General features: G+C 65.2%; 20 protein-coding genes. 7 read left to right on the forward strand and 13 right to left on the reverse strand.

From position 1 onward, the window contains the following. Positions 1-10 precede the first annotated feature (10 nt). Positions 11-3,442 carry an indolepyruvate ferredoxin oxidoreductase family protein gene (locus LPJ38_RS10075; RefSeq protein WP_145637656.1) on the reverse strand — a complete coding sequence of 1,144 codons (3,432 nt, stop codon included), beginning with the start codon at positions 3,440-3,442 and terminating at the stop codon, positions 11-13. Positions 3,443-3,595: 153 nt separating this feature from the next. Here LPJ38_RS10075 and LPJ38_RS10080 point away from each other — a divergent pair, with 153 nt between their 5' ends. Continuing rightward, positions 3,596-4,051 carry an Lrp/AsnC family transcriptional regulator gene (locus LPJ38_RS10080; RefSeq protein WP_145637659.1) on the forward strand — a complete coding sequence of 152 codons (456 nt, stop codon included), beginning with the start codon at positions 3,596-3,598 and terminating at the stop codon, positions 4,049-4,051. A 149-nt stretch (positions 4,052-4,200) separates the two neighbouring features. On the opposite strand, the gene LPJ38_RS10085 is transcribed toward LPJ38_RS10080, so the two are convergent. Next, a complete protein-coding gene (locus LPJ38_RS10085) occupies positions 4,201-5,568 on the reverse strand; it encodes an LLM class flavin-dependent oxidoreductase (protein ID WP_145637662.1) in 1,368 nt (455 codons plus the stop codon). 425 nt (positions 5,569-5,993) lie between these two features. Here LPJ38_RS10085 and LPJ38_RS10090 point away from each other — a divergent pair, with 425 nt between their 5' ends. Beyond that, positions 5,994-10,109: a bifunctional diguanylate cyclase/phosphodiesterase gene (locus LPJ38_RS10090; RefSeq protein WP_145637664.1), complete on the forward strand. Its 4,116-nt coding sequence runs from the start codon at positions 5,994-5,996 to the stop codon at positions 10,107-10,109. Here the strand turns inward: LPJ38_RS10090 and LPJ38_RS10095 are convergent. The 5 genes from LPJ38_RS10095 to LPJ38_RS10115 form a co-directional block, all read right to left on the reverse strand. Further along, positions 10,083-10,424, reverse strand: a complete 342-nt coding sequence (locus tag LPJ38_RS10095; RefSeq protein WP_145637671.1) for a hypothetical protein — start codon at positions 10,422-10,424, stop codon at positions 10,083-10,085. The two genes, LPJ38_RS10090 and LPJ38_RS10095, sit on opposite strands and share 27 nt — an antisense overlap. 224 nt (positions 10,425-10,648) lie before the next feature. Continuing rightward, the gene (galE, locus tag LPJ38_RS10100; protein ID WP_145637673.1) at positions 10,649-11,641 is read right to left on the reverse strand and encodes a UDP-glucose 4-epimerase GalE; all 993 of its coding nucleotides are present in this window, start codon (positions 11,639-11,641) and stop codon (positions 10,649-10,651) included. Between the two features lie 19 nt (positions 11,642-11,660). Next, a complete protein-coding gene (locus LPJ38_RS10105) occupies positions 11,661-12,464 on the reverse strand; it encodes a WecB/TagA/CpsF family glycosyltransferase (protein WP_145637675.1) in 804 nt (267 codons plus the stop codon). Continuing rightward, positions 12,457-14,811 (reverse strand): exopolysaccharide transport family protein, encoded by a 2,355-nt coding sequence (locus LPJ38_RS10110; protein ID WP_145637677.1) that lies wholly within the window; start codon positions 14,809-14,811, stop codon positions 12,457-12,459. Before LPJ38_RS10110 ends, LPJ38_RS10105 begins: the two co-directional genes overlap by 8 nt. A gap of 269 nt (positions 14,812-15,080) precedes the next feature. Continuing rightward, entirely contained in the window at positions 15,081-15,875 is a 795-nt protein-coding gene (locus LPJ38_RS10115) for a class I SAM-dependent methyltransferase (RefSeq protein WP_145637679.1), read from the reverse strand. A gap of 404 nt (positions 15,876-16,279) precedes the next feature. Between LPJ38_RS10115 and LPJ38_RS10120 the strand changes: the two genes are divergently transcribed. Beyond that, positions 16,280-17,308 (forward strand): glycosyltransferase family 2 protein, encoded by a 1,029-nt coding sequence (locus LPJ38_RS10120; RefSeq protein WP_145637682.1) that lies wholly within the window; start codon positions 16,280-16,282, stop codon positions 17,306-17,308. Positions 17,309-17,324: 16 nt separating this feature from the next. On the opposite strand, the gene LPJ38_RS10125 is transcribed toward LPJ38_RS10120, so the two are convergent. Beyond that, positions 17,325-18,311 carry a glycosyltransferase gene (locus tag LPJ38_RS10125; RefSeq protein WP_145637684.1) on the reverse strand — a complete coding sequence of 329 codons (987 nt, stop codon included), beginning with the start codon at positions 18,309-18,311 and terminating at the stop codon, positions 17,325-17,327. Positions 18,312-18,629: 318 nt separating this feature from the next. Between LPJ38_RS10125 and LPJ38_RS10130 the strand changes: the two genes are divergently transcribed. Continuing rightward, positions 18,630-19,961 (forward strand): O-antigen ligase family protein, encoded by a 1,332-nt coding sequence (locus LPJ38_RS10130; protein WP_231088602.1) that lies wholly within the window; start codon positions 18,630-18,632, stop codon positions 19,959-19,961. A gap of 119 nt (positions 19,962-20,080) precedes the next feature. Beyond that, the gene (locus LPJ38_RS10135; protein ID WP_167520560.1) at positions 20,081-21,223 is read left to right on the forward strand and encodes a GNAT family N-acetyltransferase; all 1,143 of its coding nucleotides are present in this window, start codon (positions 20,081-20,083) and stop codon (positions 21,221-21,223) included. A gap of 4 nt (positions 21,224-21,227) precedes the next feature. On the opposite strand, the gene LPJ38_RS10140 is transcribed toward LPJ38_RS10135, so the two are convergent. Continuing rightward, positions 21,228-21,767 carry an RBBP9/YdeN family alpha/beta hydrolase gene (locus LPJ38_RS10140; RefSeq protein WP_158644768.1) on the reverse strand — a complete coding sequence of 180 codons (540 nt, stop codon included), beginning with the start codon at positions 21,765-21,767 and terminating at the stop codon, positions 21,228-21,230. Between the two features lie 120 nt (positions 21,768-21,887). Between LPJ38_RS10140 and LPJ38_RS10145 the strand changes: the two genes are divergently transcribed. Next, the gene (locus LPJ38_RS10145; protein WP_145637688.1) at positions 21,888-22,364 is read left to right on the forward strand and encodes an Lrp/AsnC family transcriptional regulator; all 477 of its coding nucleotides are present in this window, start codon (positions 21,888-21,890) and stop codon (positions 22,362-22,364) included. A 116-nt stretch (positions 22,365-22,480) separates the two neighbouring features. Then, a complete protein-coding gene (locus tag LPJ38_RS10150; RefSeq protein WP_145637694.1) occupies positions 22,481-23,365 on the forward strand; it encodes a protein-L-isoaspartate O-methyltransferase family protein in 885 nt (294 codons plus the stop codon). A gap of 15 nt (positions 23,366-23,380) precedes the next feature. On the opposite strand, the gene LPJ38_RS10155 is transcribed toward LPJ38_RS10150, so the two are convergent. From LPJ38_RS10155 to LPJ38_RS10170, 4 genes are all read right to left on the reverse strand, one after another. Then, positions 23,381-23,599: a hypothetical protein gene (locus LPJ38_RS10155; protein WP_145637700.1), complete on the reverse strand. Its 219-nt coding sequence runs from the start codon at positions 23,597-23,599 to the stop codon at positions 23,381-23,383. Further along, positions 23,592-24,191, reverse strand: a complete 600-nt coding sequence (gene wrbA / locus LPJ38_RS10160) for an NAD(P)H:quinone oxidoreductase (RefSeq protein WP_145637702.1) — start codon at positions 24,189-24,191, stop codon at positions 23,592-23,594. The genes LPJ38_RS10155 and wrbA overlap by 8 nt, the downstream gene beginning before the upstream one ends. A gap of 141 nt (positions 24,192-24,332) precedes the next feature. Then, a complete protein-coding gene (locus tag LPJ38_RS10165; RefSeq protein ID WP_145637705.1) occupies positions 24,333-25,031 on the reverse strand; it encodes a pirin family protein in 699 nt (232 codons plus the stop codon). Positions 25,032-25,069: 38 nt separating this feature from the next. Further along, positions 25,070-25,822 carry an SDR family NAD(P)-dependent oxidoreductase gene (locus tag LPJ38_RS10170; protein ID WP_145637707.1) on the reverse strand — a complete coding sequence of 251 codons (753 nt, stop codon included), beginning with the start codon at positions 25,820-25,822 and terminating at the stop codon, positions 25,070-25,072. Positions 25,823-25,919 lie beyond the last annotated feature (97 nt).

Below are 25,919 nucleotides of genomic sequence, written 5' to 3' on the forward strand. Positions count from 1 at the left end.
GGCGCGGTGGTCAGGCTGCCCGCGCCGTCATCCGCCGCGCCAGCAGGGTTTCGACCTCCGCTTTGACAGACGCGATCGCCGCCTCTTTCACCGGCCCGTAGCCGCGGATGTTCATGGGGGCCTTGGCCACGACAATGAGATCAGTCAGATGCGCAGCATCGAGCTCGTCGAGCATGCGGTCGATCAGGCGCTCGTACCAGCCGATCAGCTCCCGCTCTGCACGCCGTTCGGCGGCGTAGCCGAACGGATCGAACGGTGTGCCGCGTAGCCCCTTCAGCCGCGCCAGCATGGCGAGCGGCCTTTGGATCCATTGTCCGAAGGCACGCTTGCGCGGACGCCCACGTGCGTCGCGCCTTGACGGCAGGAAGGACGGCGCAAGGTGATATTGGATGCTGAAGCCGTCCTCGAACTCTCGCTTCAATTCGTCGATGAAACCGCTCTGCATGTGCAGCCGCGCCACCTCGTACTCGTCCTTGTACGCCATCAGCTTGAACAGCGAGCGGGCGACCGCATCAGTCAAGGCCTCGCTGGCCAGGACAGCTTCGGCGCGGCGGACTTTCGCGACGATCGCCCGATAGCGCGCCGCATAGGCATCGTTCTGATAGGCGGTGAGGAAGCCGGCGCGGCGATCAATGAGCTGATCGAGCATCTCGACCGCGGGCGCATCGCCGGTCTTCGGCAGAAAATCCGGATCGGCGGCGGCGATGCGGCCCCAGGCGAACGCCTGCTTGTTGCGCTCGACCGTGACGCCGTTGAGCTCGATGGCGCGCAGCAGCGCTTGCAGCGAGACCGGGACCAGTCCGTGCTGCCAGGCAAAGCCCAGCATGATGATGTTGGCATAGACGGCATCGCCGAGCAGCCGTTCGGCCAGCGCATTCGCGTTGATCGTGTCGAGATTGCCTTCGCTGATCACGCGGCCGATCGCGTGCAGGCGGGCAGGGGAGGCGAGGTCGGCGTCGCGGAAGCGGACGACGTCGCCGGTCGGCATTTCCGCGGTATTGACCGCGGCGCGTGTGCCGCGGCGATAGGTGCCGGAGGCCTTCGGCGAGGAGCTGACGACGAGGTCGCAGCCGATCAGCGCGTCGGCCGCGCCTTGGTCGATGCGAACCTGGTGCAGCGCTTCGGGAGAGGCGGCAAGCCGGATGTAGCTCAGCACCGGCCCGAATTTTTGCGCGAAGCCGGTAAAGTCCAGCACCGACACGCCGCGGCGTTCGAGATGCGCGGCCATGCCGATCAGTGCGCCGACCGTGATCACGCCGGTGCCGCCGACGCCAGTCACCAACAGATCGTAGGGCCGGTCGAGCATCGCGGAAGCGGGCAGGGGAAGCGTCGCGGCGCGGCCGACCGGGTCGATCTGGCTCGCAGCCTTCTTCCGGCGCGTCGCGCCCTCGACCGTGACAAAGCTGGGACAGAAGCCATTGAGGCAGGAAAAGTCCTTGTTGCAGGCCGAGAGATTGATCTGGCGCTTGCGGCCGAACGGTGTCTCCTTCGGCTCGACGCTGAGGCAGTTTGACTCGACCGAGCAATCGCCGCAGCCCTCGCAGACGAGATCGTTGATATAGGCGAAGCGCTTTGGGTCGGCCATCTGCCCGCGCTTGCGCCGGCGCCGCTTCTCAGTGGCACAGGTCTGCTGGTAGACCAGGACCGAGACGCCAGGCACGTCGCGCAGCTCGCGCTGCACCGCGTCCATCTCCTCGCGCGGATGAATGGTGACGCCGGCCGGCAGGTCCGCCGGCGAGAACTGCGCGGGATCGTCCGAGACGAGCGCGATGCGCTGAACGCCTTCGGCGCGGACGCTGTGCGCGATCGCATACACGCTGACGGGCCCGTCGACCGGCTGGCCGCCTGTCATTGCGACGGCGTCGTTGAACAGGATCTTGTAGGTGATGTTGGCCTTGGCGGCGATCGCCTGCCGGATCGCCATCGAGCCGGAGTGATAATAGGTGCCTTCTCCGAGATTCTGAAAGACGTGCCTGTGGCCCGTGAATTTCGATGACGCCGCCCAATTCACGCCCTCGCCGCCCATCTGGATCAGCGAGGAGGTCTCGCGGTCCATCCAGCTGGCCATGAAATGGCAGCCGATGCCGGCCAGCGCCTTCGATCCTTCCGGCACCTTCGTCGATGTGTTGTGCGGGCATCCCGAGCAGAAATAGGGCGTGCGCGTCGCGCCGGCGACGTTGATCGTGCGTGCCGCCTCCGGCATCAAGGCGGCAGCGCGTGCGGCGAGATTGAGGCCTGGGAACATCGGATCGAGACGGCGCGCAAGCACGCCCGCGAGCGCGCGCGGCGACAATTCGCCGATCCAGGAGATCAGCCGCGCGCCTTGCTCGTCGTGCTTGCCGACCATGCGCTCGGGCTTGCTGCCGGGATAGTCGTAGAAATATTCCTTGAACTGACTCTCGATGATGCCGCGCTTTTCCTCGACCACGAGGATCTCGCGCTTGCCCTTCACGAACTCCATGGCGTCATGCAGCGCCAGCGGCCAGACCATGCCGACCTTGTAGATGTCGATGCCGATGCTGCGGCAGGCCGCTTCGTCGAGGGCCATCAGCCGCAGCGCTTCCATCAGGTCGAGATGCGCCTTGCCCGTCGTGACGATGCCGTAGGTCGCGTTCGGAATGTCGTAGATGTGGCGATCGATCGGATTGGCCTTCGCGAAGGCGTAGACCGCGTGCTTCTTCGCTTCGAGACGCTCCTCGATCTGCGGTCCCGGCAGGTCGGGCCAGCGATAGTGCAGACCGCCCGGCGGCGGCGTGAAGTCGGGCGTGCGGAAGTCGCGGGGCGGGCGCAGCGCGACGGATGCGCCCGATTCCACGATCTCCGAGATCGCCTTGAAGCCGACCCACATCCCGGAAAAGCGGCTCAGCGCGTAGCCGTATTCGCCGAATTCGAGATATTCGCCGACGCTTGTAGGATGCAGCGTCGGCATGAACCAGCTCATGAAGGCGACGTCGGACTGGTGTGGCATCGAGGAGGAGACGCAGCCATGGTCGTCGCCCGCGACCACCAGAACGCCGCCATGCGGCGAGGAGCCGTAGGCGTTGCCGTGCTTGAGCGCATCGCCGGAGCGGTCGACGCCCGGTCCCTTGCCGTACCAGAGCCCGAACACGCCATCGACCTCGCGATCGCCTTGCGTCTCGACCTGCTGCGAGCCGAGCACGGCGGTTGCAGCCAAGTCCTCGTTCACGGCGGGGAGGAATTCGATGCGGTCCCGCTTGAGCCGTTCCTGGATGCGCCACAGTTCGAGATCGACGCCGCCGAGCGGCGAGCCGCGATAGCCGGAGATGAAGCCCGCGGTGTTCAGGCCGCGCGCCCGATCGCGCCTGACCTGATCGAGTGCGATGCGAACGATCGCCTGCGTGCCGGTGAGGAAAACGCGGCCTTCCTCGCGGTCGTAGCGGTCGGAGAGTTCGTAGGCGTCGAGCGACGGAATGGCGTCCATGCGGACCTCCCGCGGCAGTCCCTGCCGGATCAGAGGAGGTTAGGCCCTGGCGGCTGGTAGGTCTTACCTATTCATCCCGCGTAGATCACGAATCCGGTAGAGTTTTGCGCAGCACGATCAAATTTGGTAGAACTTTCCGCCTTGAGAGGTTTCATGATCGAAGAACAGGACACGCGAATACTCGCCCATCTGCAGAAGGATGGCCGCGCCACCAATCAGCAGGTCGCCGACGAGGTCGGCATGTCCACCTCGGCCTGCTGGCGCCGGGTGCGTGCGCTCGAGGACAGCGGCGTCATCCATGGCTACGCCGCGCTGATTGATCGTGAGCGGGCGGGTTTTACGATGTCCGCCATCCTCCACGTCTCGCTGGAGCGGCATGATGCCAAGTTCGTCGACGAGTTCGTGTCACGCGTCACGGGGCGTCGCGAGGTGCTGGAGTGCTTTGCGACCACGGGCGATGCCGACTATCACCTGCGGGTGGTCGTGCAGGATATGGCCGCTTACAACAGGTTCTTGGACGAGTTCATGTTCCGTATCCCCGGCATCCGCTATGTCCGCAGCAACGTGGTGCTGAAGGAGATCAAGACCGGCGTGGCGCTGCCGTTTTGATTTCGAGGGACCTTGCCGCAGGGCGGGCAAAGGCGCGTAAGCGCCGTGCCCACCATCCTTTCGCGTTGGGGAGAGCGGTGGGCACGCTTCGCTTTCCCACCCTACAGCACCGTGGAGTGCAGTGCGGATTTCTTCGTCTACCCGACAACCTATTCCGCAGCATCGCGCCGCTGCTTCTTCCAGGCGCCGGCCGACGGCCGCTTCAGCCCGAGATTTTCCCGCAGCGTTCTGCCGCGATAATCCTGCTGGAACAGTCCGCGCCGCTGCAGCTCGGGCACGACATGCTGCACGAAGTCCGCATAGGAGCCGGGCACGTACGTCGCGGCGATGACAAAACCGTCGCAGCCGCGTTCCACGAACATTTCTTCGAGCTTGTCTGCGATGTCCCTGGGGCCGCCGACCATCGCATCCTGCACCTGGCCGCGGCCGGAGAAGGTGACAAAGTCGCGCGCGCTCGGATTGCTCTTGCCCGAATTCTTCAAGACGCCGTCGCGAATGCCGAGGATGCCCTGCATACTCTTCAGTTCTTCCGCCGTCAGCGGCTCGTCGATATCCTTCGAGGCGAAATCGTAGTTGAGCGCTTCGGCGAGCAAGGACAATGCGTCGATCTCGAGCGGCAGCGTGTTGATTAGCGCCATCCTGTCCTCGGCTTCGGCCTTGGTTGCCGCGCAGACGGGTGTGGTCAGGTTACAGAGGAACATCTGGTCGGGATCGCGGCCGGCCTTGGCGGCTTCGTTGCGCACAGAGGCGTAGCCTTCCTTGGCCGCAGCAAGATTGCGCGCGGCGGTGAAGATCACCTCACCCCATCGACCCGCGAAGCGCTGGCCGCGGCCGGACGCGCCGGCCTGGATGATCACGGGATGACCCTGATCCGAGCGCGGCACTGTGAACGGTCCGCGCGATTTGAAGGCCGGCCCCTTGTGATCGAGGCGCTTGACCTTGGCGGGGTCGGCAAAGCGGCCGCTTTGCTTGTCTATGATCAGCGCGCCGTCCTCCCAGGTGTCCCAATGGCCGAGCACGACCTCCATGAACTCGTCGGCGCGGTCATAGCGGGAATCGTGCTCGGGGTGGGAGTCGCGCCCCATGTTGAGCGCCTCACCGTCGTTCAGCGACGTGACGACATTCCACCCCGCACGTCCGCCCGACATCAGGTCGAGCGTCGCAAAGCGGCGGGCGACGTCGAAGGGCTCGTAATAGGTGGTCGAGCAGGTCGCTGCCAAGCCGAGCTTCTCGGTGACCATGCCCATCGTGGTCAGCACGATCAGCGGGTCCATCTTCACGCAGCGGATGCCATACTCGACGGTGTGGGCGTGGTCGTTGCCGTAGCGATCCGGCATCGCCAGGCGGTCGTCGAAGAAGGCCATGTGGAACTTGCCGGCTTCGAGAATTCTGGCGATCTCCTGATAATAGTCCGCCGACATCGAATCGTCGCGCGAGTCCGGATGCCGCCACGAACTCGGCAAATTCGTGCAGTTCTGCGCCTGGAGGAAGCCGACCAGTATCATCTGCCGATCCATGCTGCTGTTCTCCGATGTGTCCGGCCTTGACGCGGTCGATATTGACCGGCCCCTTCCTCGGAAGCTCCGGCGGCGCGAAGCAGAGCGGCGCTGATGGGCGTGAGGCGATCGGCGCTGACGATCGGCATCGCGTTCCCTCGATCTGGTGCCCTTGAGCGGGCTGCTTGTTGGCCGGCATCGTCTCAAAGCGTCGCCGCGATATCAATCTCCCGTAAACCAATACAGGGCTGCGAATTCGTAAAGAGAGCGCGCGTTAGGTCGAGGATTCGTCCCGCGCGGCGGTATTTTCGACAGTTTCGCAGCCCTCGTTCGCAGCTCGTTCACTTTGATCGACGGTTTACATTGCGCAATAACGACCACTTAGGCGATCGCGCGTCATAAAGGCACCCGGGAGAAATAGGCAGAAATGCCCGGGAGCTGAGATCGTGCCGACGACACTCGCGCGCACCTTTGCGGCGTTGAGCGCCATCAACGAAGCGATCCTCTACGCGAAATCGCCGGAGGAGCTTTACCAGAAGGTCTGCGACGCCGGGTTTTCGAGCGGGGACTTTTTGGCGGTCGCCGTGTTCCTGGTGGAGCCGGATGGCCGGCGGCTGGGCTTCGCGGCCGGCTGTGGCGACGACGTTGCGCGGCTGCGCTCCATCGTGATCACGGCGGAAGCCGGCACACCTGAAGGCTCGGGTGTCGGCGGCGAGGCATTTCGCGATCAGAAGCTGTGCATCAGCAACGATTATCTGAACGATCCGCGGTCGCTGGCATGGCGCGCAGGTGCGACGTCGGCCGCCATCGGCGCAGCTGCGGCGCTGCCACTGCTCTGCAACGGCAAGAGTGTCGGCGTTCTCTTCGTGACCCGCCGCGAGGCCGGCTCTCTGAACGTGCAGATGGTGTCGCTGTTCGAGCGGATGTCGGCCAACATTTCCTATGCGCTGGATAACTTCGCGCGCGAGACCGCGCGGCAGACCAGCGAGCGGGCGACGCGGCGGCTGAACCGCATGTTCGCCGCAATCAGCGCCACCAACGAGGCCATTCTGCGCGCCAAAACGGAGCAGGAGCTGTACCAGCTCGTGTGCGACGCCTCGGTCCATGGGGGCAAGTCGCTGGCGACGGTCGTTCTGTTGAAGGAGCGGGATTCCCACTGGCTGAAGCCCGCCGCAGGCACTGGCCAGAATCTCGAGCTCGTCGCACAGACCAAATACTCCGTCGATGCCGACAATCCCTATGGCCGCGGCGTCTCCGGCAATGTCTTCCGTAGTCAAAAGCCTCATGTCGAGGAAGACCTCGTCAGTCGCACCAAGGGAACGCTGTGGGAGGAGGTCAATGTCAACGCGGGTGTTGCAGCCTGCGTCGCGGCCCCGCTGGTCAAAGGTGGCGAGAGTGTCGGCGTCATCCTCTTCTTCATCAGCAAATCCTGGGCCAAAGATCAGGAAGTCGTCGCGCTTCTGCTGCGCATGGCGGAGAATGTTTCGTTTGCACTCCAGAACTTCGATCGCGACGAGGAGAAGGCGCAGATCGCGCGCGAGGAAGAACGGCTCGCGCGCATGTATGCCGCGCTGAGCGCCACCAATGAAGCGATCATCCGGGCGACGTCGCGTGCCGAGCTGTTCGATCTCGTATGCGAAGCCTCGGTACAGGGCGGCAAGTTCGGCTCGGCGACGATCGCGCTCGCCGAGCCTGCCTCCGAGCTATTGCGGGTCGTCGCCTCCGCCGGGCCGAACTCAGATGAAGTGCGCAAACTCAAACTTGCCACGACGGATAAGGTGCCGGAGGGACGAGGCCTGACCGGCACGTGTTTCCGCACCGGACAGCCCTGCCTGTCCAACGACCTGCTGGCCGACGACCGGCTCCAGCCGTGGTACGACAGTGCGCGCCGCACCGGCGTCAAGTCTTCCGCTGCGCTGCCGCTGCTCGTCGGCGACCGCACCGAAGGCGTGTTCCTGTTCAACTCCCTCGAGATCGGCACATTCACGCCCGAGTTGCTCGAACTGCTGGAACGGCTTGCGCGCAACGTCTCGTTCGCGGTCGCAAATCTCGATCGCGCCGAGGAGAAGGCGAAGGCCGACAAGCAGCGGGACCGGTTGAGCGGCATGTTCGCGGCATTGAGCGCCACCAACGAAGCGATCATGCGCGCACAGACCCGCGAGGAGCTGTTCGACGTCGCATGTCAGGCGGCGGTACTGGGCGGCATGTTCGCCTCGGCGACGATCGGACTCATCGACGAGACATGTGAGCTGGTCCGGGTCGTCGCGGTGAAGGGACGGCTGCAGGAGCGGATGGTCGGGCGGAGCTGCGCGATTTCCTCCGAGCATCCCGAGGGCCAGGGGATCATCGGAATTTCGGTGCGGACGCGCCGGCCCAGTGTCATCAACGACTACATGCACGATCCACGCTCGGCACACTGGCACTCAAAGGCCGTGGAGGACGGGACCCGTGCCGCCGCCAGCTTCCCGCTTCTGCGCGCCGGCCAGGAGCCGATCGGCATCCTGCTGTTCCTTGCTCCGGAGGAGGATACCTTCACACCGGATCTGGTCGAGCTGCTGGCGCGCCTCGCGGAAAACGTCTCCTTCGCGCTCGACAATTTCGATCGCGCCGAGGAAAAGGCCCGCACCGAGGCGCAGAAGGAGCGACTGAGGCGCATGTTCGCGGCCCTGAGCGCGACCAATGAGGCGATCATGCGGGCGAAGTCGCGCGCCGAATTGTTCGACCTCGTCTGTCTCGCCGCTTCGAACGGCGCCAAGTTCACCTCGACGACCGTCGCGCTCGCAAGCGCCGACAGCGACCAGCTCAAGATCGTCGCCAGCGCCGGACCGTCGTCCGATACCACGCGTAACGTCCGCCTCTCGGTCGACCCCGAACGCCCCGAAGGACGCGGGATGGCGGGCACCGCGTTCCGGACCCGGCAGCCCTGCATCAGCAACGACTATCTCACTGACGCGCGTGTGAGCGCCTTCCACGCCATCGTTCGCGGCGACGGTGCGCGTTCGGGTGCGGCGATCCCGCTCATTGTTCACGATCTGGCTGTCGGCGTCATGATCTACATGTCGACGGAGCGGGACACCTTCACGGCCGAGTTCGTCGAGCTGTTGCAGCGCCTCGCCGACAACGTCGCCTTCGCGATGGAGAATTTCGATCGCGCCGACGAGAAGCACAAGGCCGACGAGCGGATCGAATACCTTGCTTCGCATGACAGCCTGACCGACCTGCCGAACCGCGAGACGTTCAACGGGCTGCTGCGCGAGGCGATCGACACGGCGCAGCGCCACGACCACCGTTTTGCGGTGCTGTTCATCGATCTCGACCGCTTCAAGGTCATCAACGATTCGCTGGGCCACGAGGCCGGCGACCTGCTCCTGCTCGAAGTCGCGAACCGCCTGCGTGGTGCGTTGCGGGCCAGCGACGTCGTGGCACGGCTCGGCGGCGATGAGTTCGTGGTGATCCTCGACCAGTGCGGCGAAATCGATGTCGTCCAGCACATCGCCACCGGGTTGCTCGCCGCGCTCGCCGAGCCCATGGAGCTGGCCGGGCACGAGTGCCACACCACGGCCTCGATCGGCATCGCTATGTATCCGGCCAACGGTTCCGACGCGCAGACGCTGACCAAGAACGCCGACATGGCGATGTATCTCGCCAAGGAGGACGGCAAGAACGGCTATCGCTTCTTCTCCAAGGAAGTGAAGACGCAGTCGATCGAGCGGCTGTCGCTGGAGAGCGCACTGCGCCGGGCGCTGGAGCGCGAGCAGTTCTCGCTGAACTATCAGCCCAAGATCGACATGGAGACCGGCCAGATCACCGGCGTCGAAGCGCTGCTGCGCTGGACCCATCCCGATCTCGGCAATGTCTCGCCGGCGCAGTTCATTCCGCTGGCTGAGGAAACCGGCCTGATCGTCCCGATTGGCCGCTGGGTGCTGAACGAGGCCTGCGCGCAGGCCATGGCCTGGCAGCGCCGCGGCCTGCTGCCGCTGTCGATGGCGGTTAACCTGTCGCCGCGGCAGTTCGCCGACGAGCATCTGTTGCAGGACGTCGACGAGGCGCTGGCGGCCTCCGGCATGTCGCCGGTGCTGCTCCAGCTCGAGGTCACCGAGAGCATGATGATGCGCAATGTCGGTCGCGCGCTCAAGGTGCTCGACGCCATCCAGAGCCGCGGCATCCGTCTTGCCATCGACGATTTCGGCACGGGCTATTCGTCGATGTCGCTGATGAAGCACTTCCCGATCGACACGATCAAGATCGATCGCTCCTTCGTGCGCGACTTGCCGCAGGATTCGGAAGACCAGGCGATCGCACAGGCGATCATCAGCATGGGCAAGGCGCTCGGCATGACCGTCGTTGCCGAAGGCGTCGAGAACGCCGAGCAGGAGGCGTTCCTGCGCACTCATGGCTGCGACGAGATGCAGGGCTATCTGATCTCCAAACCATTGCCGGCGCGGCAGATGGCCGAGCTGCTGCGGCCGATGGTCCCGATTGGCGCTCCGCCGCTCCAGCCGGAGCAAGACCTTGCCGCGACCGAAGCTGCATCATTACGGCTGAAACGCGCTGTCGTCTGACGGCTGCGGGTGCAGCTCGCGAGCCTCGTCATCCTTGCTTTCCGCCTTGCGCGGGAAATCGTCCGGCCACGGCATCGAAGTCTGATCCCCGAACAGCGCGAGCAGCAGGCGCGCGCCATCGGCAAAGACCGATCCGTTGCCGAGGCCGAGCGTGCGCGACCACTCGCTTGGCATCGGCTGGTGTTCGTCGAGCATCGCGATCGCGGATCCCCACCACCAGGCCGGTGCCGGCGAACGTTCTTCCTCGGGCACGGCGAGCCAGCGGGCGAACTCGTCCACCACGCGCTCGAACTGCAGGCTTGCGGCCTGATGCATTCGCTTCGTGCTCCTTGAGTGGCGCCAAGGCAGGCCGATGCGCGCACTCGGTCGTGGTCTCTCAGGCTGAAAAACGGCTCGCGTCGCGGGGCCACGTATGCCGCTTCCATCGGCGGCCATACGAAAAACACGGGGCGGCCGGAAAGCGGCCGCCGCTGGTTGTCATAGTCTCTTCATCTCTTTAGCCGCTCGAGCTGCCCGCCGGCAAGCTGCAATATGGCTCTCTAACGTGGCCTGAACGGATGCGCCTTCTGGTGCCAGGCCCATGCGGTGCGGATCACCGTCGGTAGATCGGAGTGACGCGGCACGAAGTTCAGCACCTTCTTCGCAGCCGAGGGATCGGCGACCAAATAGGTCGGATCGCCGGCGCGGCGCGGCTTGACGGTGTGCGGCACCTCGCGTCCGGTCTCCTGCCTGATGGCGTTGAGGATCTCGCGCACCGAAAAGCCGGAGCCGGTGCCGAGATTGAAGCTTCCGCCGGCATGCCCCTGTTCCAGAAGCTTCAATGCGGCCACATGTGCCGCCGCGAGGTCGGTGACGTGGATATAGTCGCGGATCGCGGTGCCGTCGGGCGTGTCGTAGTCGTCGCCGAACACCGCGAACTCGACATGCCCCTGGAGCGCCATCATCGCGCGCGGAATGAGATGGGTTTCGTTGTCGCGCAACTCGCCGATGCCGCCGCCCGGATCGGCGCCGCTGGCGTTGAAATAGCGCAGGCAGAAGGCGCCGAAGCCGTAGGCCGAGCGATAGTCGACGAGCATCCGCTCGATCATCAACTTCGATGCGCCGTAGGGATTGATCGGCGCGCAGGGAAAGTCTTCCGGCAGTTCCTTGGAGTCGGCGTTGCCATAGACGGCGCCGGTCGAGGAGAACACGATGCGCTGGCAGTTCGCATTGCGCATCGCCTGCAACAGGGACAGCGTGCCTTGCACGTTGTTGATGTAATATTTTTGCGGATCGGTCATGGACTCGCCGACGAGGCTCGCCGCCGCGAAATGCATCACCGCCGTGATCTTGTGATCGGCGAAGGCGCGCGCCAGCGTCGTGCCGTCGAGCAGGTCGCCGGTTACCAGGGGGCCAGCGACGAAACTGCGATGACCTGTCGAGAGATTGTCATAAACGACGGGCTGGTAGCCGGCGGCGGTCAGTGCGCGGCAGGCATGCGAGCCAATATAGCCCGCGCCCCCGGTGACGAGGACGGTCGGTCGGTCGGTCATGTCGTCTTCAGCTCTTCTTCTAGCGGAGGGGTCGGTTGCGGCCGAAGAGAAGATAGAGCGCGCGGGGGTTGGTGGTCAAATAGCGCCAGAGCAGGCGGCGTGGCTCGAGCCAGGTCCGCCAGGCCCATTCCAGTCCGATCTTCTGCATCCATTGCGGCGCGCGGGAACGGCTGCCTGACAAGAAATTGAAGAGGCCGCCAGATGTCTTGATAACGCCAACATTGGTGAGATGCGGCGTGAACTCCTCCACGAATGCCTGCTCGTTGGGCACGCCGAGTGCAACCCATAGATAATCCGGCGCAAGCGCGTTGATCTCGTCGACCTTTGCGCGCAGCGCTTCGCCGCGCAGATAGCCGTGGCTGTGCCCGACGATCTTGAGGTTCGGATACATCTTCTGGACGTTCTGGACCGCTGCGATGTTCTCGGCCTCGCTGGCGCCGAACATGTAGAAGGTGCGGCCCACCGCTTCCGCCTTGCGCGCGACGAGGTGGAACAGGTCCGTGGTCGCGACGCGTTCCGGCAGCGGAAACCAGGATTGCAGCTTCGAAGCAGCGACCAGCGGCTGGCCATCGGCGTTGATCAGATCGGCGCCGCGGAACAGGCGCTCGGTCTGCGGCTCGGTCGAGCAGCGGGCCAGCACCTCGCCATTTGCCGAGGTCAGGAACAGGGGCCGGCCGATGCGATTGTCGGGATCTGTCGCCTCGATCATGAAATCGGCAGTTTCTTCCAGGTCGATCGCGGCCATGCGAAGGCCGCCGACGGTGGTTCGCGGCACGTCGGCAGTTGCCGCCCGTCCAGCGATGTTGACGCGGCGCTCAAGCATATTGTCTGCCCCGCTGTCGCGTTTGGGCTGCGGGAGTGAGCTCGTCGAGCACGACGCCGACGAGCTTGCGCTCGGCGCGGCCGAGCGTGGCCAGGATCTCTTCCAGGCCATCGTTGATGTCGAGGCTGGTCGGCAGCACCGCCACCACCGCGTCGGTATCGTCGAGCAGCTTGCGGCCGCCGGCTGCGAGCGGCACCGGGGGGCCGTCGAGGATCACGAGATCATATCCGCCCGCGGCGCGCGCCTGCGCAATGGCCTTGCGGATGGCTTCGGTCGCCTTGCCTGCGTCGCCGTCAGCGGCCGGCAGCACCGAAATGCCGTTCACCGTCTTGATCTCGCGCGAATCCTTGCTGCCGATCGAGAGCCAGCCGAGCCGGCTCGGTTCGTTCTTTCCGCCACGGCTGACCTTGTTCGAGAGCGGGCGTGCCAGATGGTCGGCGTCGATGATCAGCACGCGGGCGCCGTCGCGCGCGGCCGCCAGCGCAAAGTTCAGTGCGGTCACGCTGCGTCCGGTAGTCTCGCCGGGACCGACGAGCGCGATCACTGGCATTGCCTTGCCGGCGGCCCGGCGGGCTACCGCAGCACGCATGTCGCGCCAGGCATTGAGCAGCGTGGTCAGGGGGAAGCCCGGGCGCAGCGTCGGCCAGCCCAGCCGCGTAAGATCGACGCCGCCGCCCGTGGCGAGAATGGCGCCGAGCGTATGGATGACGTCGGCCTCCTGGAACCGTGCGATCAGCGGCTTCTCGATCAGCGGCTTTTCGACCATTGCAGGCTGCAGCGGAGGCGCGACGAGTTCCGGCGTTGCTTGCGCGACTTCCTGCTCAGGCGGCGAGGGTTCCGGGGCACGCGCGCGCTGCGGGGCCCGCGCGGCATCCGGCGCCGGCGTACGCTGTGGACGTACCGGCGTCGGCGCGGGCGCGCTCGCACCGGCGAACATCAGCTCGGCCGCGACGAACCAGCTCGAGGCGGCGACCGCGCCGAAGATGAAGCCGATCATGGCGAACAGGCTCATCGCGGGCGGGAACGACCGCCGCTGCGGCACCGTCGCTTCGCCGATGATTCGGGCTGCCGAGGTGTTCAGGCTCTCCTGCTCCTCGGTCTCGCGCGAGCGCTTGAGGAAGGATTGATAGACGTCGCGGCTGGCATCGGCCTCGCGTTCGAGCTCGCGCAGGCGCACTGAGGCCTGGCTGAGCTGGACGCTCTGCCGCTTCTGCGCTTCCAGCGCCCGGTTGAGCGAGGCCTCGAAGTCGCGGGCGCGGGTCAGATCGTTCTTGGCGGATTGGGCGAAGCGGTCGATCTCCTCGCTGATGGTGCGCTTGAGGTCCTCGACCTGCTTCTCGGTCTGGCGCAGCGCCGGGTGGCGCGGGCCGAGCTCGCCGGCCTGCTCAGCATACTTCTTGCGGGCGTCGGCGTATTGCGCGCGCAAATTCGCGATCGTCGGCGATTGCAGCGCCTCGGGGATCGCTCCTGCATCCGCAGCCGTCCGCCGGCTCGCCTCGATCTGGTCGAGCCGAGCCTGCGCATCCATCGTCGCGGCGCGGGCGGCGGCGAGGCGCTGGTTGCTGGCAGACAGCTGCTGGTCGCTGATCAGCGTGTCCTGGGTGCCGACGAAATTGTTCTGAGCCTTGTAGGTGGCGAGCGCGGTCTCGGCATTGCGCAGCCGTTCGCGCAACTCCTTCAGGCGGCCGGACAGATCGTTGGTGGCGCGGCGTGCTGCCGAAGCCTGCGAGTTGCGGGATTCCGCGAGGTAGGCATTGGTCAGCGTGTTGGCGAGCATCGCGGCCTTGGCCGGATCGGTCGACCAGACCTCGATGTCGACGATGAAGCTCTTCTCGGTCTTGCGGACCGTGATGTGCTTGTTCAACGCGTCGAGCGCCGCGAGCTCCACTTCCTTCTTCTCAGCTGCGGAAGGCGCGCGGGGTTGCAGGCCGACCAGGCCGAGCAGCGAGGACATCAGGCTCGCGCCGCCGCCCCCGCCGAATTCCGGATCCTTGTCGAGACCGGCTTGCTGGATGACCTGGAGCAGCACGCTGTTGGAGGTGATCAGGCGCGCCTGGCTCTCCACCACCATGGACATGCCGGAGACATCCTGCGCGCGCGGCGTGAGCTCGCGATCGACCAGCTGGAGCTCGCGCGGGTCGACATAGAGCTGGGCAGTGGCGGTGTAGCGAGGGGTCAGGCTCTTGCCGACGGTGACGGCAAGCGTCGCGCCGAGCAGCGCGGCCGCGGCAATCGCGACCTTTCGCCGCCACAGCAGATTGGCGAGCTCCAGCGCGTTGAAGCCGGCTTGAGGCTTCCGTTGCGCCTCCGGTCTGGCCCGATCGATCGGCTGGTCATAGTCAAGCATGATCCCCAGCTTTCATTCCAAGTGCCGCGGCTGAGGGGTTACTCTTCGCTTTACGCCACGCACCCGGGATATAGGTGCCCAATTAACGCAACAGGGAAAATTAACCATACTCATTGAGGGACTATTCACCGAAATGGCAAACAAAGCGTTTAAGCGCATGCCGCCTTTCGGAGCGTCGCCGCGATCCCCCAGAGATTAACGGGTGGTTACCGCGCGCAGCGTGCCCGCGAAGCGTCGCTCGCCGTTCGATCGATTGCGCGCGCATGGCTTCAGCTCTTTCGCAGGATGACGTGATAGTCGCCGCGGCGGACGTCGGTGCCGCGCGGGAGCACCGCGTTCATCACTGCGGCACCGGCGTCGACCAGGGCTGCAAGCAGCGGCTTGCGCCCGCGCATCTCGGGATAGCGCGGGCTCTCGACTTCGCGCCGATAGATCATCTCGAGCCCGTTGGCGGCTGCGAAGGCTTCGAGCCTCGGCAACGTCACCAGCGGATGGAAGAAGGTCGGGAAGGGCGGCTCGCCGGGCAGGCCCGCATCCTTGATGCCGCGGATGTGACGGTAGAACCAGACGTGAAACCAGTGCGGCGAATATTTGGTGATGACCCCCGACAGCGAGCGCGGATTGGGCGCGCCGATCAGGATCAATCCGCCGCGCTTGAGCGCATCGCGGAAATTCAGCAGTGCGGCTTCGACATCGGGAAGATGTTCGATCACGTTGTAGCAGATCACGAGATCAAAGGTCTCGCCCCCGAAACGACAGGTTTGGACGTCGCCGAGGATCGCTTCATCCGCATAGGTGTTGTTGCGGACCTGGTCCTCGTCGATGTCGACGACGGTGACGTGACTGCGGCCCGGCAATTCCGGCGGCAGGACGCTGCACGAGCCGCCGCCGGCTTCATAGATGGCGAGCCGGCCTTGCGGCAGCTCGCGGCGCAGCACGTCATGGACGGCGAGCAGGCTGTCGCGGGCTTCGCCGGGGACCAGATCGTGCAGTGCGAGTGGGGCCGCCGCGGAGGCCTTGATGGCCGTGGTTGTCGCGAAATCGATCGTCGCTGGCTTGTTCATGATTTTCTGACCGCGCTTGTTCTATTCAAATTTACAGGAAAAAACTCGCTCCCCCGAAGAGCAAATCTAATGCCGCGCCGTCTCACTGCTCGCAGTGCTTACAGTCCGGTTAATGCACATAGGCGTTAACTACAGCATTGTTCATCTCGAGCCGTCGTCGGCGCATTGGACTGCGAATTGCACTACCACGCGTGCACGGTTTTGCGTCAGAAGCACGCGAACGCGGTTAAGTGCGCGGTATCGTGCCGAGATGGCTGCAAATCGCCGGCGTCGTGGCGGGATGCGCCGCGCGGCCGTTCATTTTGGGACGCCACTGTCCCGCGACGTTGTGCCGTGGCGGGACGTGACCGATCCGCGTGATCGAAGCAGGGTTTTTTCAACATATCTCGGACATCTAGGACGCCATGACATTGATCCCGACAGAGCTGTCCGCGACGCGCATCTCGGACGTGGTCTCCGATCCCAATCGGGAGATCGTGGCGAGCTCCCGCGTCATCGATCTTTCGGTCGGCATCGTCGTCTGCGTTCCCTGCTTCCGTCGTCCGCAGCATCTGCGGCTGACCCTGGACTCGCTGGTGAGCCAGCGCACGCCCCGCTCCTTTGCCGTCGTCATGGTCGAGAACGATACGGCGCGGCGCGAAAGCGCGCCGGTCGCCGCGGAATATCTCGCCGATGGCAGGCTGCAGGGCATCTGCCTCGTCGAGAAGCGGCAGGGCAATTGCCAGGCGATCAACGCCGCGTTCGAGACGGCGCAGGCGTTGTTTCCCGCCGCGACGCGCTTCCTGATGATCGACGACGACGAGATCGCATCGCCCGACTGGCTCGAGTTGATGGTTCGCACCGCGGAGGCGACCGGCGCCGACGTGGTCGGCGGACCGGTGCTGCCGGTTTTCGCAGACAACAGCCAACCCTGGCTGTCGCGACATCCCGCCTTCTGTCCCGCCTATGATTACAGCGGCGCAGTGCCGCTGATCTATGGCTGCGGCAATTGCCTGATCACGCGCGCGGTGTTCGAACGGTTCGAACGCCCGGCCTTCGACCTGCGGTTCAATTTCCTCGGCGGCGGCGATTGCGATTTCTTCGTGCGGTGCCGCGATGCCGGCCTGACTTTCCACTGGACGGCCGAGGCCGTCATCACCGAGACCGTGCCGCAGAGCCGCACCAGCCTCGGCTGGATCGCGAAGCGAGGCTTGCGCATCGGCGCCATCAATTATCGCGTGCAGTCGAAGGCCGCGCAGAGCGCGACGGCGCGCGCGCTGGTGTTCGCGCAGATGCTGGGGCGGCTGCCGCTGTCGCTGGTTCGCGCGGCCAGCCTGCTGACGTCCTCGAAGGCCGTCGTTGCGATGCATCCGGTGATGGTCGCGCTGGGCTCGGTGCTCGCGGCATTCGGCATCGAGCCGAGGCCCTATGAGGCCTCGAAGATCGTGTCCTGATGCCGTGATAGGCGTCCTAGATGCCAAAGCGGGTGAGAAGGACCCGAAGCGCCGCGCGCGGCAGCGATTTGAGCGACCGCCGGCCAACCATCGCGAGATAGGCGAAGGCCTGGCGATATCTGCCGAAGCGCACGGCCTGCATCGCCGAATAGGTGACGAGATGGACCTCGGCGGCCTGGCGCAGCGGGCCGGCCATGCCTTCGGGCAGTCTTGCCAGGATCAGGCCGTCGTCGAACACGCGTGCGACCGCGGGGAAGAAGTCGTGCGGCGTCCGCACTCCCGCATTCATCGTGTTGGCCGTATGCACGCGATAGTCGAGCAGGAGCTTTGGTGCGAACTCGAACTCGCCGATCGCGGCAAGCCGGCACCAGCAGTGCCAGTCCTCGCAATATCTGAGCGAGACGTCGAAGCCGCCGACGGCGCGGAAAGCTTCGGCACGGGTGATCACGATGCCGCCATTGACGATGAAATTGCCGGCCGCAAGCCGCGTCAGCACGTCGCCGGATGGCTTGCTGCGTTTCTTCAGCAGGTCGCGCCGGCCGATCTGCCGTCCCTCGCTGTCGATCGTGTTGTAATCGCCATAGACGAGAACCGCGCGCGGGGCGCCGCGCGCCGCCGTCAGCAGCGCCGCCACGGCGCCGGGACGCAGGCGGTCGTCGGCGTCGAGGAAGAGCAGCCAATCGCCGCTCGCATGGCGCGCGCCGAGATTGCGCGCCGCAGACACGCCGGCAGAATCGTTGCTCATCATCCGCAGCCGCGGATCGCGCATGGCGTGAACGATGGCAATCGTGTCGTCGGTCGAGCCGTCGTCCACGACGATCACCTCGCCGACATCGTCCTGCGCCAGTGCGCTCGCGATGGTTTCGCCGATATAGGCCGCAGCGTTCTTGGCGGGAATGACGACGGAGACCGAGGGGGTCGGGGTGACCGGCAGCGGCAGGCGCGTCGCCGGCGCTACGCGTGAGGCGGCCGGTAATTCGAGAACCTCGTCGGCGGTGATCAAGCGGCAGCTCGTCTTTAATGGTCTGTTAACCAGGGCGCGTCTGCCGAAACCTCGGCTGCCGCGGATGATAGCCGCATTATCGGCGAGTTCGCTGCCGCGAGCGCCCGCGCGACGCCTGATTCGTGGAGTAACGTTAAGCAGGCGACATCGGGCCTGCTGCAAATCCGGAGGAGCGCGGCAACGCTGCTCGTGCCAAATCTGCCTGTCGCCTTCGCCAAGCTGGTTGACGGGTGGTTAACGGCGGTGAGCTAGACCTGAGCTTGGCCGGCCTCACCAGCTGTCGCCATGGATTGCAGCTTGGATTGCAGCACCGCTGATATGACTGACGTCGAAGACCGATCATTCGGCCACGTCCTGCGTGACGGACTCGCAGGGGTGAGCGCCATGCGCGCGGCGCGATGCCTCGTCGCCGTCGCGGCCCTGCTGTTGATCCTGGTGACGCTCGAGCCGTTTCCGGACCTGCGCAGCGAGCATTTCGTGACCGTGGTCGGCGGACGAATGGCGCTGACCTACATCGTCTACGGCCTTCTGGCCGTCGTCGCGGTACTGTGTGTCGCCGTGACGGATACACCGGCGCTGAAGACCCTGCTTACCCCGCTGCATCTCTGCCTCATCGGCTGGCTGCTGATCAACATTGTCTTCTCCGAGAGTCGCGGCGTGTCGTTCCAGCGGTTCGTGCTCGTCGCGAGCGTGACGTCGCTCGCCGTGCTGCTGCCGCTGTTGCCGCCGACGCAGCGCAGCTTCAATTTATGCCTCGGCGCTGCCGCGCTCGCATTGCTGGCGCTGTGCTATCTCGGCGTGGTCCTCGCCCCGCAATATTCAATCCATACGGCACTCGACATCACCGAGCCGCAGCTCGCCGGCGACTGGCGCGGCAGCTTTGGTCACAAGAACGTGGCTTCGCCGGTGATGACCATCCTGGTCTATGTCGGCATCTATCTGTCCGCGGCCGGCTCGTTTGTGATGGGCCCGGCGATCGCCGCGCTCGCCGGCATCTTCCTGATCTTCACCGGCGGCAAAACGTCGTCGGTGCTGTGCCTCGCAATTTACCTCTTGGCGTCACTGGTGTACGTCACGCACGGCCTGTGGCTGAAGCGGATCATCTGCTTCGTGCCATTGATCCTGATGAACCTGTTGACAGTTGGCAGCGTCATGAGCCCGGCGCTCGGCGGCATCACGCGGACGCTTCCGCTCGATCCCACCTTCACCGGCCGTTCCGCGATCTGGGAGTTCGCCCTCGCAGCCGTCGCAGAAAAGCCGATCATCGGCCACGGCTATGCGGCGTTCTGGGACGACGTGTCCGCGCGACAGACCGCGCAAGGCGCCGAATGGGCGACGACCGCGGCCCACAGCCACAACAGCTATCTCGATCTCGCGGTCACCATCGGCCTGCCGGGGCTGTTGCTGGTGCTACTCGTCTTCGCGCTCGCGCCGCTCCGCAATTTCCAGTCGGCGCAGGCGCACAACCGCAGCGGCGCGCTGGGAAAGCTGTTCCTGACGATATGGCTGTTCGGCTTGTATTACGGTGCCACCGAGACGTTCCTGCTCGATCGGCAAAATCCGATCTGGTTCATGTTCGTGCTTGCGGTGGCCGGTCTGCACTTCCTGGCCAGGTTCCAGTGCGTCGAGGCGGCGGAACCGGCGCGCTGACAGCTTGTCGCAGTAAGCGCCTTTGGTGGCATCGGCTTAACGATAAGCAGCGACGCTGCTTGTGGTCTGCGACGAAACATAATCTATCTGGAAGCACCCAGTAACCGTATGTCACGCGGATGACATTCCTCAGCGTCGAGCAATCAGAAGGTCGGGTGTCGAGCACGCCGGGGATCGCGGTCGATTTCCTGCGCGACTGGCGGCAGGCTGCTTTGCGCCTGAACGTGGGTCATCGCACCGCGTTCCAGCATGATCACTGGCTCGGCGCCTGGTACGCGGCATTCGGCAACCTCGCACCGCTGATCGCCGTCATCTCCGATGCCGCGACGGGCAGGGACATCGCGCTGGTGCCGATGATCAGCCATGTCAGGCGCGGTATCCGCATCGTCGAATTTGCCGATCTCGGCGTCTCCGACAACAATGCGCCGATCCTGTCGCGCGACGCCGCGCTGGATGCGGCGGCGATGCGTGCGATCGGCAAGGCGTTGATCCCCGCACTGCGCGCCCTGCCCGATGGCTTCGATCTGCTGCGCCTGAGGAAGATGCCGGCAGAGATCGGCGGCAAGCCGAATCCGCTGGTATCACTCGGCCGGAGCGGGTCCTCCTCGCTCAATGGCAATCTCGTGCTGCTCGGCGACGACTATGAAGCCTACCAGGCTTCGATCAAGCGCATGCAGATGCCGCGCTGCTGGCGCGTCTTCACCCGCCACGCCGGCGCACGGTTCGAGCTCGCCACCGATGTCGCGCGCGCCCACGAACTGCTGGACGTGATGGATGTGCAGCAGCAGGCGCGCATGGAAAAGCTCGGCTCGCCGTTCGTCCTCAACGACGAGACCCATGCGCGATTCTATCGCGACGTGGTCGGCAACGGCATCGCGGATGGCTATGCCGTCGTCGCGGCGCTGGTCTGCGACGAGGGCGTCATCGGCACGTCGTTCGGCATCAGGCAAGGCGCGACTTATTGCCTGCTGCGCATCAGTCACGGCGGCGATTCATGGTCGAGCTGCTCTCCCGGGCTGCTCGTGATCGAGCGCACCATGGCGGCGCTGCATGCGAAGGGCGTGCGCCGCTTCGATCTCAGCATCGGCAACCAGGACTATAAGCGCCGCTTCGGCGCCACGAGGGTCCCGCTGACCGACGTCAGCGTCGCGCTGTCCTGGCGTGGCCTGCCATACGCTTGGCGCGACCACGCCGCGCAGGGCCTGCGCCGACATCCCGGGCTCGCTGCCATCGCTGCGCCCGTGCTGCGCAAACTGCGCTGACCGGTCATCGCGAAAGGCCCGCACTGAAGGCCTCCAGTAGCGCGCGCCCTTGCGGCCAGTCGCCGAGTCCGCTCGACGCATTGATATGGCCGAGTGCGCCAAGCACGATGAGAGAGGACTGCCAGGCCCTGGCTCGCTGTCGTGTCGCATCGATCTCGCCATAGGGATCGTCCGTGCTGGCGATGACGAGGGAAGGGAACGGCAGCGCGCGTTCCGCCGCCGTCTTGAACGCGGCGGCCTCCACCGGAAAATTGGCGCCATCGGGATCGGGCACCGCAACCAGGAACGCGCCGGCGATGCGAGATGGAAAGCGGGCGGCCCAGTGCGCGACCAACAGGCAGGCGAGGCTGTGAGCGACCAGCACGGGCGGCCTCGTGCAGCGCCTGACTGCCCGCTCCAGCGATTGCTCCCAATCATCGAGGTCGGGCTGATGCCAGCTCGCAGGCTGAAACCGCAGGAAGCGCGCATCATTGTGCTCCCAGATCGTCTGCCAATGGGTGTCTCCGGAGCCGCCGAGGCCGGGCAGGGTGATGGTGTCGTGCATGGTCGTCCCGTGATATCTGAGATGGAGGCAGTGTGACGCAGCGCGGTGCTGCATCACATGGCAAGTCATCGGTGGAATCGGCCATCCGCCGTTGATCTCAAGGTGGAAAGGAGAATTTTATTGGATCGCTTCGGAAGCATCGACGCCAAGGATCTGAAGATCCTGGAGGCGTTGCAAGTCAATGCGCGCCTGCCGCTGTCCGAGCTCGGCCGCTCGGTCGGGCTGTCTCAGCCGGCGGTCTCCGAGCGCGTCAAGCGGCTCGAGGAAGCCGGGATCATCGAAGGCTACGGCGCCCGCATCAATCCGCGCGCGCTGGGGCTCGGCCTGATGGCGCTGGTGCGCCTGCGCACCACGCATGAGCACATCAAGACCTGTCTCAAGCGGTTCGGCGAAATTCCCCACATCATCGAGGTCCATCGCGTGACGGGCGACGACTGCTTCGTGCTCAAGGTGCTCGTCCCGGCGCCGGAAGATCTCGAGACGATCGTGGACCGCATCGCCGGCTTTGGCGCCGTCACGACCTCGCTGGTGCTGCGAAGCGAACCGGCGCGGCCGATCGGCAAAGACCTCGTCAGGAACAAGACCGAACGCAGTTGAGGCAGGACCCGCGCGATCGGCATGTCTATCGCGCCGTCGCAAAGCTCCGGATTGCGTCAAGCTTCCGCTTCTCGCGCTCGTTGTGTTATCGTCGCCTCCGTCTTTCCGGAGGCGACATGGAAGATCGTTCGGCAAAATATCGCGCGTTCTATGCGCAGTTGATCTGCGCCGCGGCGAAGGTGACGGATTCTCGCATCGAGCAGGCCTTTCGCACCGTCAGGCGCGAAGCTTTTGTCGGACCCGGGCCGTGGTCGATCTGCCTTGGCGGACATCCCTATGTCGTGACGCCTGATGACGACCCCGCGTTCATCTATCAGAACACATTGCTGGCACTCGACAACGCGCGCGGTCTCAACATCGGGATGCCCGGTGCACACGCTTACTGGCTCGGCGGCTGCGGGGTGAGGGAAGGTGAGATCGTGATCCAGATCGGGGCGGGCAGCGGCTATTATACCGCGATCCTTGCGCACCTCGTCGGCCCCGGCGGGCGAGTCCATGCCTACGAAATCGACGAACGTCTGGCCGGACTCGCACGCGAAAATCTCAAGGACATCGGCCATGTCGACGTGCGCGAACGTTCGGGCATCGTATCCGATCTGCCGACCGCGGATGTGATCTATGTCTGCGCGGGCGCCGCGCAGCCGGCCTCGGAATGGCTCGACGCACTGCGGCCGGGCGGACGCTTGGTGTTCCCGCTAGCGCCCGAAGGCGTGCTCGGCGGCATGTTGATGATCACGCGCCCGGACCAAGGCGCGATCTGGCCGGCGAAATTCCTGGGCCGTGCCCAGTTCATCGGCTGTGCGGGATTGCAGGATGCTGAAGCTGGCCGGCGATTGGCCGCGGCGTTCGCAAAAGGATGGGATAGCGTGCAGTCCCTTCGCAGAGGAGGCGCTCAGGACGAGACGTGCTGGTTTGCCGGTGAGGGCTGGTGGCTTTCGACGGCCCCGCCACCTGCGCCAGCGCTCGGCATCCCTCCGCTCGCGGACATCACGCAGGCCTGACGTGGGGCGCCGACATCACGATGCATTACAACCGGCGCAGCGAAACCGGCCACGCGAGGCGCGAACGAGGCTGCGACAATACCAGCGCCGCGCCAGCGCCTGTGCGGGCCGGCGGATCATCTGCGCGATCAACAGCAGTTCGAAAGCCATTCGTATCGGTCTTGGTGAAAACGTCTTCCACGCAAATGGGGCGGCATTTTCGAAAGAGAATGCCGCCCCTGGCGCATCAGCCATGCAGCTTCCTGGCGGTCTCCGCGATCTGGCGGCCCTGATAGCGCGCGCCGGCGAGCTCGTTGGCGCTGGGCTGGCGGCTGCCGTCGCCGCCGGTGATCGTGGTGGCGCCGTAGGGCGCGCCGCCGGTGACCTCGTCCAGCTTCATCTGTCCGGCGAAGCCATAGTTCATGCCGACCACGACCATGCCGAAATGCAAGAGGTTGGTGATGATCGAGAACAGCGTGGTCTCCTGGCCGCCATGCTGGGTCGCGGTGGACGTGAAGGCGCCGCCGACCTTGCCGTGGAGCGCGCCCTTGGCCCAGAGCCCGCCGGCCTGGTCGAGGAAGTTCGCCATCTGCGAGGCCATGCGCCCGAAGCGGGTGCCGGTGCCGACGATGATCGCATCGTAATTGGCGAGGTCCTCGACCTTGGCGATCGGGGCGGCCTGATCGACTTTGTAATGGGAGGCTTTCGCGACCTCGGCCGGCACCAGTTCCGGCACGCGCTTGATGTCGACCAGGGTGCCGGCTTCGCGCGCGCCTTCGGCGACGGCGTTGGCCATGGCTTCGATGTGGCCATAGGCGGAATAATACAGGACGAGAACTTTGGTCATGGTGGGCTCCGTTGGGGGATGAGTTTGACTAGGTGTTGAGGACGTCATGCCCAGGCTTGTCCCGGGCATCCACGTTCTTGCTTCCGTGCGGATGGGCGTTGATGGCCGGGACAAGCCCGGCCATGACGGAAGGAGCGGGGGTTAGGCCGCGTCGACGAGCACGATCTCGGAATCTTCCAGCGCAGTGATCGTCAGCCGGTCCTCGTCGCGGATCGCGGCGCCGTCGCGGGCGTTGACGCGCACGCCGTTGATCTCGACCGTGCCCGCCGCGGGCACGAGATAGAGATGCCGCGACTTCTGCGGCGTGTACTCCGCGCTCTCGCCCGCCTTCAGCGTGGTGGCGAGCACTCGCGCATCGGCGCGGATCGGCAGCGCGTCGGTATCACCTTCGATCCCGCTCGCGATGGTGACCAGCTTGCCGGACCGGTCCGCCTTCGGGAACGGCTTCGAGCCCCAGGTCGGTTGTCCGCCGCGTGCCGTCGGCTCGATCCAGATCTGGAAGATCCGCGCCTGGGTCGGCTCGAGATTGTATTCGGAGTGGCGGATGCCGCTGCCGGCGCTCATCACCTGAACGTCGCCCGCCTCGGTACGTCCCTCGTTGCCGAGGCTGTCCTGATGGGTGATCGCGCCCTCGCGCACATAGGTGATGATTTCCATGTTGGCATGGGGATGGGCGGGAAAGCCGGTGTTCGGCGCGATCTCGTCGTCGTTCCACACCCGCAAGGCGCCATGCCCCATGTTGTCCGGATCATAATGGCTGGCGAAGGAGAAATGGTGCTTGGCCTTGAGCCAGCCGTGATCGGCGCCGCCGAGTTTTGCGAAAGGTCTGAGTTCGATCATCTGCGTAATTCCTTGACTTGAGCGGGTGGTGGCTCGGATCAGGCGCCGAACCCGCCGTCGACATTGAGCACGGTGCCGGTGACGAAGGAGGCCTCGGGGCTGGCGAGGAAAACGACGCCCGCCGCGACTTCCTCGGGGCGGCCGAAGCGCTGCAGCGCGTGCTGCTTGCGCTGGGTCTCGGCGAACTCGCCGCCGTCCTTCGGATTCATGTCGGTGTCGATCGAGCCGGGCTGCACCACGTTCACGGTGATGCCGCGCGGGCCGAGATCGCGCGCTGCGCCCTTGGTGTAGCCGACCACGGCGGCCTTGGTGGCGACGTAGTCGGCCAGCCCCGGGAACGAGGCGCGGTCAGCCAGCATCGAGCCGACGGTGACGATGCGGCCGCCTTCCCCCATCAATTGCGAGGCGGCGCGGATCGCCGCGATCACGCCATGCACGTTGATGGCATCCTGGCGGGCGAACGCTTCTGCGTCGGCCTTGGCATCGTCGATCGCACCGCCGGCAGCGACGCCGGCATTGTTGACGAGGATGTCGAGATGGCCGAACTCCTTTGCGACATCTTGGACGAGTTGCGTGACGTCCTTGGCCGAGGCCTGGTCGGCCTTGAAGGCGCGCGCCTTGACACCCTTGGCTTTCAACTCCGCAACGACCGCTTCGGCCTTGTCGGGCGAGGCGACGTAGCTGATGGCGACATCTGCGCCTTCATCGGCGAGCGCGCGGGCGGAAGCCGCGCCGATGCCGCGCGAGCCGCCGGTAACGAGGGCAACCTTGCCTGAGAGCTTCTTGGTCATTGGAATCTCCATTGCTGGAATTGCGATTGACCCTTGGATAAGCCTCTGTCTGTGGTATAGAAATAGAAACTGTTGAAACACATTGTTTCCTATGATA

It is taken from the genome of Bradyrhizobium daqingense (assembly GCF_021044685.1).
Classification (GTDB): Bacteria; Pseudomonadota; Alphaproteobacteria; order Rhizobiales; family Xanthobacteraceae; genus Bradyrhizobium; species Bradyrhizobium daqingense.